General features: G+C 55.0%; 9 protein-coding genes. 4 read left to right on the top strand and 5 right to left on the bottom strand.

Translation table 11 applies throughout. The features are described from left to right. The first annotated feature begins 1,025 nt into the window (after positions 1–1,025). Complete coding sequence (locus tag CA948_RS13660) at positions 1,026–1,796, top strand: Crp/Fnr family transcriptional regulator (RefSeq protein WP_108728300.1); 771 nt, start codon at positions 1,026–1,028, stop codon at positions 1,794–1,796. On the opposite strand, the gene CA948_RS13655 is transcribed toward CA948_RS13660, so the two are convergent. Both CA948_RS13655 and CA948_RS13650 read right to left on the bottom strand, forming a co-directional pair. Then, a complete protein-coding gene (locus CA948_RS13655; protein ID WP_108728299.1) occupies positions 1,735–3,102 on the bottom strand; it encodes a hypothetical protein in 1,368 nt (455 codons plus the stop codon). The genes CA948_RS13660 and CA948_RS13655 overlap by 62 nt on opposite strands. A 4-nt stretch (positions 3,103–3,106) precedes the next feature. Next, positions 3,107–3,328: a DUF2249 domain-containing protein gene (locus CA948_RS13650; RefSeq protein WP_094195343.1), complete on the bottom strand. Its 222-nt coding sequence runs from the start codon at positions 3,326–3,328 to the stop codon at positions 3,107–3,109. A 248-nt stretch (positions 3,329–3,576) separates the two neighbouring features. Between CA948_RS13650 and ubiU the strand changes: the two genes are divergently transcribed. The 3 genes from ubiU to ubiT are packed head-to-tail and all read left to right on the top strand — an operon-like array spanning position 3,577 to position 6,006. After that, positions 3,577–4,572, top strand: coding sequence for a ubiquinone anaerobic biosynthesis protein UbiU (gene ubiU, locus CA948_RS13645; RefSeq protein WP_108728773.1), 996 nt, complete (start codon positions 3,577–3,579; stop codon positions 4,570–4,572). An 18-nt stretch (positions 4,573–4,590) separates the two neighbouring features. Next, on the top strand, positions 4,591–5,493 hold the full coding sequence (gene ubiV, locus CA948_RS13640; protein WP_094195344.1) for a ubiquinone anaerobic biosynthesis protein UbiV: 903 nt from the start codon (positions 4,591–4,593) through the stop codon (positions 5,491–5,493). Positions 5,494–5,517: 24 nt separating this feature from the next. Further along, positions 5,518–6,006, top strand: a complete 489-nt coding sequence (gene ubiT, locus CA948_RS13635) for a ubiquinone anaerobic biosynthesis accessory factor UbiT (protein WP_238988597.1) — start codon at positions 5,518–5,520, stop codon at positions 6,004–6,006. A 7-nt stretch (positions 6,007–6,013) separates the two neighbouring features. Here the strand turns inward: ubiT and CA948_RS13630 are convergent, their stop codons facing one another. The 3 genes from CA948_RS13630 to CA948_RS13620 form a co-directional block, all read right to left on the bottom strand. Then, on the bottom strand, positions 6,014–6,763 hold the full coding sequence (locus tag CA948_RS13630) for an anaerobic ribonucleoside-triphosphate reductase activating protein (RefSeq protein ID WP_108728298.1): 750 nt from the start codon (positions 6,761–6,763) through the stop codon (positions 6,014–6,016). A gap of 17 nt (positions 6,764–6,780) precedes the next feature. After that, positions 6,781–6,963 carry an anaerobic ribonucleoside-triphosphate reductase gene (gene nrdD, locus CA948_RS13625; RefSeq protein WP_094195346.1) on the bottom strand — a complete coding sequence of 61 codons (183 nt, stop codon included), beginning with the start codon at positions 6,961–6,963 and terminating at the stop codon, positions 6,781–6,783. 180 nt (positions 6,964–7,143) lie between these two features. Beyond that, a complete protein-coding gene (locus tag CA948_RS13620) occupies positions 7,144–8,988 on the bottom strand; it encodes a ribonucleoside triphosphate reductase (RefSeq protein WP_108728297.1) in 1,845 nt (614 codons plus the stop codon). Between the last annotated feature and the right edge of the window lie 62 nt (positions 8,989–9,050).

Here is a 9,050-nt window from a genome sequence, read left to right as displayed (position 1 = left end):
GCCACACGTACACACGGCTGCCCAGCTGTGTTCTGGCGGCATAAGGACCGGATCCCTGCGATCATCGGTCGGACGTCCCTTCCTTCCTCCTGGCCCGTTCTGGGCACCTTGTCTCCCTTCTTCTTCTGTACGGCTTACTCGTGTCTGCTTCGGCTTGCCCCTCGGGTAGCTCCGCCGCGTAGCATCCGGTGCTGCTAATACAGGTCGGAGCCTTCAGCCTCACCTTCCTTCCTTCTTCTGTACGGCTGTTGTCCGCCCCTTCTTCTCGGCTTGCCTCGGGTAGTTACGTGGATTGGCATCCAGTGAGCCAAGAAAGCCTGTGGTTTGATCGAGCTGATGGTCTATCGGCTGGGGGGACGCTGGATCTTCCCCATTCTTCTTCTACAACACCCCTCCATCCCACCCGTAAAAACTCATTCCGGGCGCTTCTTAACCTACCTTCCTTCCTCTGTTCGCTTACCCACCGTCGCTTCTATCGTCATGGTGCTTGCCTAACTCTGGCTGCGTGGGGTGTTTGTTGTTGATAGCTCTGCACACCTGCATCACCATCAGCCCGTTTCGGTTACTGATCTTCCTTCCTGCTGTACGGCTGTTACCCGCCATTGCTTCCATCGTCATGGTGCTTGCCTGACTCTAGCTGCGTGGAGCGTCTATTGTTGATAGCTCTGCACACCTGCATCACCATCAGCCCGTTTCGGTTACCGATCCTCCTCTGGTCTCGGAGCTGTCAGGCCTGATAGGTGGATTGCGCTTATTCAGCATTTAAGAAGATGTGGGTAACGCGCTTGTTTCAATCAATTCTGCCATCTCATATTCCTTACCTCTAACATGGTCAAATTTGACCGCTTCTTGCTTGGATCTGTTCTTAAGTCATGTTGAACTAACCGTTCTGACAGCCTTTTACTTTCTCCTGAATGCCTCGATTTATCCGTTTGACGTGTATCAATCAGGCGCCGAGCGAATCTGAACAAGAGGGAAAGGAGTGTGTCAGTCTAGCAATGGTTCTATTGGTTTATGGAAAAGATATGGCGGTTCAAGACACAGCCTCACCGGCAAGCAATGAAGATTTATCAGACACCAAGCTAGCGCAGGGGGAAGGGCCTGGCCGTTGGAAACGCATACAGGCTCAATTGGCTCATCTGCCCATATTCAAGGAGTTGCCCTCAGAGCAGTTGGAGCCTATCGCTAAAGGCACTCAGGAAGTGCACGCTTTGCGTGGAACGACTTTATTTCACAGCGGCGACCCTTGTTTGGGCTTTCATATGCTGGTCTATGGTCGGGTGAAACTAGTATTTGTATCGTCCACGGGGGCCGAGCGTGTTGTACGTTTGGTAGGCCCAGGTGAGGGATTTGGAGAGGCGTTGATGTTCATGGGGCGCAATTACATTGTGACGGCCCAGACATTAGTGGATTCTCTGTTATTGCATATCAACCGCGACACTCTGATGGAGCAGTTGGGCAAAGGCAGTGACGTTGCTCGTCTGATGCTGGCTGGCTTAAGTGAGCGACTTTACCGTTTGATGGGAGAGCTGGAGGCTTATACCTTGCAAAATGGTGTGCAGCGTTTAGTCAGTTATCTTTTGCAAGAGTGGCCGGGCGAAGAAGGCGTGCCTTTCAAGATAGAGGTAGGCAAGTCTGTGATTGCTTCCCGCCTGAATCTAACCCCGGAGCATTTGTCACGTACTTTGCGTGATTTGATGGACCGGGATCTGATTCGGGTTCAGCGGCGTAATTTTACGATTCTGGACAGTGCGGCTTTGCGGCAATATGGTGCTCTGCCTGATATGCGCGGATAGCATGTAGGCTATTGCGGTAGCGCTGCCAGGCTGTCCAGAGATTCCACGACAAGATCGCAAAGGACAGTAGCAAGGCAGGTGCGGCTATCCACGTGAAAGATTCGATACCCAAGCTTGCACCGGTCCAAAGCGCCAGGCTTAGGCTATGCAAAGCCCAGTGAGCTCGGGCGGTGGATGCGGGGATGTAGTTGGCAGTCTTGGGGATGAAGCGCAAGAGGGCGCGTGTGTGCTCGGTATTATCGGTGTCCATGCTGACATGCTTTTGTGCCTCGCGCCAAAGCAGAAAGGGTACGATGGTATAGAGCATTCCACACACTACGGAACCTAAGGCTCCCATAATAAGCAACACTCCTATCGCCAGTTCTGTGTTGGAAGCGGCGGGGTTGTGAGTCCAGAAGTTCAGAAGTACAGCAATCAACAGGCTGCTTAAGGAGCTATACCAGAACAAGGTGCTGGCTCCTGCTGTTGGACGCTTGCGTTGCCAGAGCCGCGCCCAAGTGATCACTGCCCATAAACCGTAGCTTAGGAAGATCAGGTAGGTGACCAGATCACGCACAGGTAGCCAGGAGCCAGGCAAAGAGGCCAAGGCCCACTGCGCGATCAGCAACGCGCTGACAACCCAAGGTAGCCAACGCACCAAGGGGGCAGGGTAAAGCTCGGTGATTTGAAAAATGGGCAGCAACTGGAATGACATGGCAAGCAGTAGTAAGCCTGCCCAGGCGGCCAGACCCATCATCATGTGCAGGTTCAGTAGATTGGCGACGGCTTGTTCGCTTGCCAGCGCAACCAGCATGGCCAGTCCGGTCAAGACAGTCAGCAACAGCCCCAGCAAAGCCAGTCGGATAGGGGCGACGATCTCTTTGGCTCCGCGAAAGACGTCGCGCCGAGAGTGCCACAAGGCCAGCATGACCGTCAGCAGATAGCCTCCCAGAGCAAGAGCCAGGCAAATGCCCGCCAGCTTGTATGTCCAGCTTTGCCAGCTAAGGAAGCCTGTCATCAGGAGCAGTGTGCCGACGCTGAGCAAGCTCCAGAAAACCAGAGCCCGACCGCTTGATACCTGAATACGCACATTACAGGCCACCGCCAAAATATGCGTCAAAGAGGCAAACATGGCGCTGCCCACGATCCCCAAGGTCCAGGCGTGGGTCAAGGCCAAGGTAGCCGGGTGCCAGCGGGAGTTGAACAATTCCGGTCCGCTATAGAGCGCCAGCAAGGCAGCCAGCAGTCCAAAAAAAGGGACGTTCGCAAACAGGGGCAAGGTCAGGGACAAAGAGGGCGATTGATCCAGCGATAAAGCGCGTTGCATAGATTTAGTTCCTGCGGATGATGAGCCGAAAGCCGTTTTCTTGGTGTGTGCCTTGATACTTGAAGCCACTGCGCCGCAGAATTTCATATAAAGGGAAGGGCTCTCTATCCAGCCACATGAGCAAAGCCTGGGTGGGGGCCAGTTCGGCCAGGGCTTCCAGGCAATGCTCCATGGGCTCGGGTGCGGGCAGGCCGCGAGTATCCAGTGTGATCTCAGTCTGTGTCATCAAAACTCCAGCACGAAAGGCTTGAAAAGCATTGTGGACTATTCTGACCGCCGATGGCGCAGGCAAAGTGGGACTTGTTTGCCGAGGGTCAGGAGGTGGGAAGAATTTGATATGCGTTAAGGCCCCTTCATTTCAGAGCAGGCATAGTGGTGGTCTTGTCGAGCCAGGATTCGCCCTGGCCAGATTGCTGATCGGGGAATGTCATGAATACTGCGTCCACGGCTTTAGCCGCGTCCGATAACCCGCAGATGGAATTGGTTTGTCCTGCAGGCAGCCTGCCTGCCTTGAAAGCGGCGATTGATAACGGCGCCGATAGTGTTTACTTGGGGTTTCGGGATGCCACCAATGCCCGGAATTTCGCCGGGCTTAATTTTGATGCGCAGGCGATTGCACAAGGGATCGATTACGCACATCAGCGCGGCCGCAAGGTTTTGCTGGCTCTTAATACCTATCCGCAACCCAATGCCTGGCAGCAGTGGCGCGACGCGGTGGACCGGGCTGCCCAGGCTCAGGTCGATGCAGTCATCATGGCAGACCCTGGTTTGATGGCGTATGCCAGCCAGACACATCCTAATTTGCGCTTGCACTTGTCGGTGCAAGGCTCAGCCACCAACCCGGAAGCCATCAAGTATTACCACCAGAACTTTGGTATTCAGCGTGTGGTCTTGCCGCGTGTCTTGTCCATGGCCCAAGTGGAACAGGTCTGTGAGCAGGTCCCTGTTCAGGTTGAAGTTTTTGGTTTTGGCAGCTTGTGCGTGATGGTGGAGGGCCGTTGTGCCTTGTCCTCCTATGCCACCGGTGAATCGCCCAATACGCATGGAGTCTGTTCTCCCGCCGGGCATGTGCGTTGGGAACAAACTGATCAGGGCCTGGAATCACGTTTGAATGGTGTGTTGATCGACCGTTATCAGGATGGCGAGAACGCGGCTTACCCTACTTTATGCAAAGGGCGCTTTGATGTGGCGGGCGAAAACTATTACGCCCTGGAAGAGCCCACCAGTCTGAATACCTTGTCCTTGTTGCCACAGTTGCTGGCGGCGGGTGTTAGCGCAATCAAGATTGAAGGCCGACAGCGCAGCCCGGCTTATGTGGCTCAAGTTACCCAGGTTTGGCGTCAAGCCATTGACTCGGCCAAATCCACGCCAGCCCGTTATTCCGTTCATCCAGCCTGGATGGGGGCTTTGAACAAATTGGCCGAAGGGCAGCAACATACGCTGGGTGCCTATTCTCGGCCCTGGAAGTAGAGCATGGGAGGCTCAAACATGAAATTATCTTTAGGCCCCTTGCAGTACTACTGGTCCCGTGTTGCCACCATGCAGTTTTATGAGTCGGCCTGCGATTGGCCGGTAGAGGTGGTGTATCTGGGCGAAACCGTATGTTCACGCCGTCACGAGCTACGACTGGATGATTGGCTGGATATTGCCCAGATGCTGGCCCAGGCCGGCAAAGTGCCGGTTCTGTCCAGCCAGGTTCTGCTGGAGTCCGGGCGGGACGTGAATACGCTACGCAAGGTCACCGAGCAGGCCGATTATCTGGTCGAAGCCAATGATATGGGTGCAGTACGTTTGATGCAGGGCCGGGACTTTGTCGCCGGCCCTTTTTTGAATGTTTATAACGGGCCGGTGCTGGATTTGATTGCCTCTCAAGGCGCTGTGCGCTGGGTGATGCCCCTGGAAATGGGGCGTGCGGGATTGGCACAACTGCAGCAAGACAGGCCTGCTGGTTTGGAAACCGAAGTCTTCGCCTTCGGGCGTTTACCTCTGGCTTTTTCGGCTCGTTGCTTTGCCGCACGTAACCGCAACTTGCCTAAGGATAATTGCCAGTACGTGTGCATGGACTATCCCGATGGCCTGTTGCTGGAAACCCGTGAAGGGCAGGGATTCTTGACGATCAACGGTATTCAGACTCAATCTGCCTGGGTGTACACCTTGCTGGAGCAGATACAGGATTTGCGCGACTTGGGTGTGGACATGCTGCGCTTGAGTCCGCAGTCTCAACATATGGATGCGGTGGTGCATTTGTTTAAGGATGTCGTGCAAGGACGTATCCAAGCGGCGGATGCCCACGAGGACATGCTGCCTTTACTGCCCGCTAAAGCCTGCAACGGTTTCTGGCATGGTCGTCCCGGTCTTGAATGGGTGGCGCCGGTGTCCGAGCGTTTTTAAGGGAAGGATGCAAGAGTGAATGAAATGACGACTCCTCGTTTGCCCGCTGTGGTGGCTGGTGTTTTAAGCCGCTTGCCCCCTTGGCCCGGCTCCCGCTTGTTTTGTACGGGTTTGAACGTGCTGATGCGTCCGCACTTGCCTGCTGATATTGCGGAGCGACTGGAAGGCCGGGCTTTACGCATACAAGTGGCGGATGCTGGTTTGGCGTTTGACTACACCTGGCGTCAGGGCGCTTTTTACCCTTTGTCTGCGCGCGCGCAGAGTCCGGATCTGATTCTGAAAGCAGATCTTTGGGCGTTTTATCAGCTTTTACAGCGGCAGGAAGATCCGGATACCTTGTTCTTCAATCGACGTTTATCGATTGAAGGTGATACGGAGCTGGGCCTGATGGTGAAAAACACTCTGGACGCCTTGGACCCCGACATTCTGCATCCGCGTGCGGTGATTAAGCAGGGGAAAGCGGCTTTACAGGATGTGCTGCGCCGCCCGATTCGTACGCCTGCCTCTTCATAACTCTCTCTTAAGAGCGCCGCACTTCAAAATGCGGAAACAGCTTCTGCAGGTTTTGCAAGACCTCTGTTCCTGGGTAGGCCTGAGAGGCCTGCCCAGTTTCATTCAGGAAATCATCATTACAGCCTTGCTTGCGGAAAATCTGTACGGCATAGCGCTGTACGCCCAAATCATGCAAGTGTTGCCCCAAAGCCAGTACCGATACTGGACTATGCAGCTGGGGGTGAATGGTGCTGCGGCATTCAAACAGGACATCCTCGTTTAGCAGCAACTGCAAGCTGCGTAGCGGCGCCGCCGCACTATTACTGCGTTGCGTGATGGCGTCGTAGTGTTGAAACTCGGCTTTGATATCCAGACCTATCCAGTCTACCCACGGCAGGACTTCCAGCAACCTGGCTGGATGTGTGCCTGCTGTGTGTAAACCGATTTTGAAACCTAGTCTACGCACTGCGCGTATAGCGGAACCCAGGGCTAGGTCCAGTGTGGGTTCGCCACCGCTAAAGACCACGGCATCCAGCAGGCCGACGCGGCGATTCAGAAAATCCAGCAAGGCGTTCCAATCAATAGCACTGTTTGGCCTGCGGTCTTGCAAGTGAGGGTTATGGCAGTAGCCACAGTGCCAGGGACAGCCTTGCACAAAGATGACAGCGGCTAACTGGCCGGGGTAATCCGTAGCCGAGAAAGGGGTGCAGCCGCCCACTTTCAATGCCTCTTTGCGAGCAGGCTTGGCCGGGTAAAGATGGCGCGTGGCGTAAATCATGTCACTTAACCAGATTTTTACAGATTGGGGCCAGTGCTGCTTACAGAGGCGCTGGCTTCGGTGAAGTAGCGGCGCTCATGAAATTCGCCTTGCTTGCCAATATTGAAGGATGACATGGGGCGGTGATAGCCCATGACGCGTGTCCAGATTTCGCAGGGCTGGCGTTCGCAATCTTCAAGAGTGATGGTGTCGGTGTTCATGAGTAACTCCCTGGATAAAAAGGGCCGTCACGCTAAGCGGATGTGACTAGCCAAGGTGTGTGCCAAGAGGTGGGTTGTGTAGATACATGCTGAGGAAAGTGAAGAATCTGGCTTTCGCTGAGCTAAGTGGGTTGGGTTTAGCTGGTCTTGGCAAAAAGGATCTGTTCGAAGAGATCGGATTTAATGGATTGGTGTCGGTGTCGGTGTCGGTGTCGGTGTCGGTGTCGGTGTCGGTGTTGCTGCCTGCGACCGCATTGAGGTTTCCGCGCCCGCGTCGTTTTGAGCGTCAGTTTCGACCCTGGCCTGAGCTATCTTGTTAGCCAGCAATTCGCTGTCGCAATGCGGGCAAAACTCATGTTTTCCAGACAGATAGCCATGTTTAGGGCAGATGGAAAAAGTAGGTGTGACGGTGATGTAGGGTAAGGAAAAGCGGTTCAAGGCTCGTTGCACCAGATTACGGCAGGCATCGGTGCTGGACAGGGCCTCGGTCATGTACAGGTGCAGCACGGTGCCGCCGGTGTATTTGCCTTGCAACTCGTCTTGTCGTTCCAATGCCTCGAAGGGGTCTTCGGTAAAGCCTACCGGCAACTGTGAGGAGTTGGTGTAGTAGGGCATGTGCTCGGTGCCTGCTTGCAGAATGTCGGGCCAGCGGGCGCGGTCCTCTTTGGCAAAGCGGTAGGTGGTGCCCTCGGCAGGGGTGGCTTCCAGGTTGTACAGGTGGCCGGTACTTTCCTGAAATTCCACCATGCGCGCCCGAATGTGATCCAGCAAACGCAGGGCAAAGCGGTGTCCCCACGGCGTGCAAAGATTCTGCTTGTCCTGGGTAAAGTTGCGGATCATCTCGTTAATGCCGTTCACTCCCAGTGTGGAGAAGTGATTACGCAAGGTGCCCAGATAGCGGCGTGTGTAGGGAAACAGCCCTTGGTCCATATGCTGCTGAATCACGGTACGCTTGATTTCCAGGCTGTCGCGGCCCATTTCCAGCAGTTCATCCAAGCGGGCAAACAGGCCTGCTTCATCACCTGGATACTGATACCCCAGGCGGGCGCAGTTCAGGGTGACCACTCCCAGGGAGCCGGTCTGCTCGGCAGAGCCAAACAAACCATTGCCGCGTTTGAGTAGTTCACGCAGATCCAGTTGCAGGCGGCAGCACATGGAGCGGATCATATTGGGTTCCAGTTCAGAGTTAATGAAGTTCTGGAAGTAGGGCAGGCCATATTTGGCCGTCATGGCAAACAGGCGCTCGGCATTGGGGCTGTGCCAGTCAAAATCCCGGGTGATGTTGTAGGTGGGGATCGGGAAGGTGAAGGCACGGCCACGGGCATCGCCCTCGCTCATGACTTCGATATAGGCCTGATTGATCATGTCCATTTCGGCTTGCAGATCCCCGTAGCAAAACGGCATTTCTACGCCACCGATTTGCGGCACTTGCTCGCGCAGGTCGTCCGGACATACCCAGTCAAAGGTCAGATTGGTAAAGGGCGTCTGCGTACCCCAGCGTGAGGGTACGTTCAGGTTGTAGATCAGCTCCTGCATGCATTGGCGCACCTGCTTGTAGTTCAGGTCGTCCTTGCGGATGAAGGGTGCCATATAGGTATCAAAGGAGCTGAAAGCCTGGGCGCCAGCCCATTCGTTTTGCAGGGTGCCCAGAAAATTGACGACCTGGCCAACTGCACTGCTTAGATGCTGCGGTGGGCCGGATTCGATTTTTCCGGGTACGCCATTGAGCCCTTCATTCAGGAAAGTGCGCAAGGACCAGCCGGCGCAGTAGCCCGAGAGCATGTCCAGATCGTGGATATGCAGGTCGGCCTGACGGTGTGCCTGGCCGATGGCTTCGGGGTACACATGGCTGAGCCAGTAGTTGGCAATCATCTTGCCCGAGCTGTTCAGAATCAGTCCGCCCAGCGAGTAACCCTGGTTGGCATTGGCCTGGACGCGCCAGTCCTGGCGGTCCAGATATTCAGTAATGGAGCGGATGATATCCAGCTGAGCAGTTGGACGCGATGCGGTTTCCTGGGTAGCCATATTTTTCGCCAAAAACTATATGTAGTGATTTTTAGGATTTACGACACTATATATGGTGGTTT

The sequence above is a fragment of the Alcaligenes aquatilis genome (assembly GCF_003076515.1).
GTDB lineage: Bacteria > Pseudomonadota > Gammaproteobacteria > Burkholderiales > Burkholderiaceae_B > Alcaligenes > Alcaligenes aquatilis.
The sequence above is the reverse complement of the archived record's forward strand: the minus strand, read 5'-3'. Positions and strand labels throughout refer to the sequence as shown.